We start from the raw sequence: 1,882 nt of genomic DNA on the forward strand, positions 1-1,882 counted from the left end.
CGATCGCGCTTTTGGCCTTGCCAACCGAGTACGTCAAGAAAAGCTCACTCCACAGCACCGTTTTCGGATTGCCAGCATTAGCAAAACCCTAACAGCGGCCTGTATTTTTAGGTTCATTGACCTGGGAAAGCTGAGCCTTCATCAGCCCATTTTTGGAGAAGAAGGGGTACTCAAGTTCGACTACGCTCGTACCTATTCCGCAGCAACCAAGGCTCTCACGGTCTATCACCTTCTTACTCATACGGGTGGAGGGTGGACCAATGATGGCAACGACCCGATGTTTCAGATTCCCCAAGCCAGCCACCGTGAGCTAATCAAGTACACGCTTCAAGAGTCCCCTCAGACAGCTATCCCAGGGACGAAATATGCCTACTCGAACTTTGGCTACTGCCTACTAGGGCGCGTTCTTGAAAAAGTAGGAGGCCGCCCCTATGACGAGGTAATAAAGCAGGAAATCCTCACCCCGTGCGGCATCCAGCAAATGCAGCTCGCGGAAAATACACTGGGGCGAAGAGCCTCCCTTGAGGTTGTCTACGAAGCACAAGGGGGAGATAGTCCCTACACACTCAACATTAACCGAATGGATGCCCACGGTGGCTGGATCGCCACAGTGAGCGATCTGGTACGTTTCGCATTGCGTGTGGATGGCTTTGACTCTCCTCCTGACCTTCTGCGCCCCACAACACTGAAAGCCATGACAACTCCCAGTGACCTAAATCCTCGGTATGCCTGTGGGTGGAATGTCAATGCCTCGCAGAATTGGTGGCACGGTGGGAATCTCCCTGGCACCACGACGTTCTTGATGCGCTCCTCCGATGGGCTGTGTTGTGCCATGCTAACCAACACGTACACCAAAGAAACCATCGCTGGCCTTGAGACGACCATGTGGGCCATGATCCGCAGCCTGTTGAGCCGTTAGTCGGCCATCTCCCGCCTCATTTTCCTAGTGTCCTTGGCGTTTTCGGGGATCAAGGGCGTCTCGAAGGCCGTCTCCGAGGAAGTTGAGGGCGATGACGGTGAGCGAGAGGCAGAGTGCGGGGCCGACAAGCAGGCGCGGCTCGCTGCGGTAGTAGTCTAAAGCGTCGTTGATCATGCGGCCCCACGACGGAAACGGGCGCTGGACTCCGATCCCGAGAAACGAGAGGGTGGCCTCGGCTAAAATTACTCCGGCGGCATCTACCGTCACGGCGACGATGATCGGGGAGAGCAGGTTCGGCAGGATGTGTTTGAGCAGAATCCGCCCGTTGCTCGCGCCCATCGCAATCGCCGCCTCCACAAACTCGCGCTTGCGTAGACTCAGCACTTGCCCACGAACCAGGCGTGCCAGCGGTGGCCAGCCCGTGATTCCCAGCGACATTACCACGAGCAACAACGACACCTCGGGCTTCGACGCCGCCGCGCCGAGGGTGCCGAGAAGGAGGATCGCCAGCAGCACATCGGGGAAGGCGAGAAGCGTGTCGGTGATGCGCATCAGGATTGTCTCCGCCCAGCCGCCAAAGAAGCCCGCGATCAGCCCCACGGTCACGCCGATCCCTACCACCACAAGCTCCACCAGGACCGCCACAGAGAGTGAGATCCGCGCCCCGTAGATCAAGCGGGAGAGAATGTCGCGCCCGAGGTCATCGGTGCCGAGCCGGTGCGCCGCGCTCGGTCCTTGCATTCGATCCATCAGCTTCTGCTCGGCAAACGGGTAGGGTGCCAGCACATTGGCAAAGAGCGCGATCAGTACCAGCACCCCGAGAAAGATCAGGCTGGCAAAGGCGATTTTGTTTTTCTTGAGTTCTTGCATCAGCGCTTGCCTCCTGCGGAGCGTGCACGGGGATCCAGCACACCGTAGAGAATGTCCACCACCAGGTTCACCATCACAAAGATAAAGGCCATG

General features: G+C 57.9%; 2 protein-coding genes. One reads left to right on the plus strand and one right to left on the minus strand.

Features of this window, described 5'->3' with window-relative positions; genetic code table 11:
- Positions 1-919 (plus strand): serine hydrolase domain-containing protein (locus tag RMO15_RS09725; RefSeq protein WP_309711270.1); only part of this gene is annotated, 919 nt, incomplete at its 5' end.
- 24 nt (positions 920-943) lie between these two features.
- On the opposite strand, the gene RMO15_RS09730 is transcribed toward RMO15_RS09725, so the two are convergent.
- Entirely contained in the window at positions 944-1,789 is an 846-nt protein-coding gene (locus RMO15_RS09730; RefSeq protein WP_309711274.1) for an ABC transporter permease, read from the minus strand.
- Positions 1,790-1,882: the final 93 nt, after the last annotated feature.

This window comes from Armatimonas sp. (assembly GCF_031410135.1).
In the GTDB taxonomy this organism is placed as follows: Bacteria; Armatimonadota; Armatimonadia; order Armatimonadales; family Armatimonadaceae; genus Armatimonas.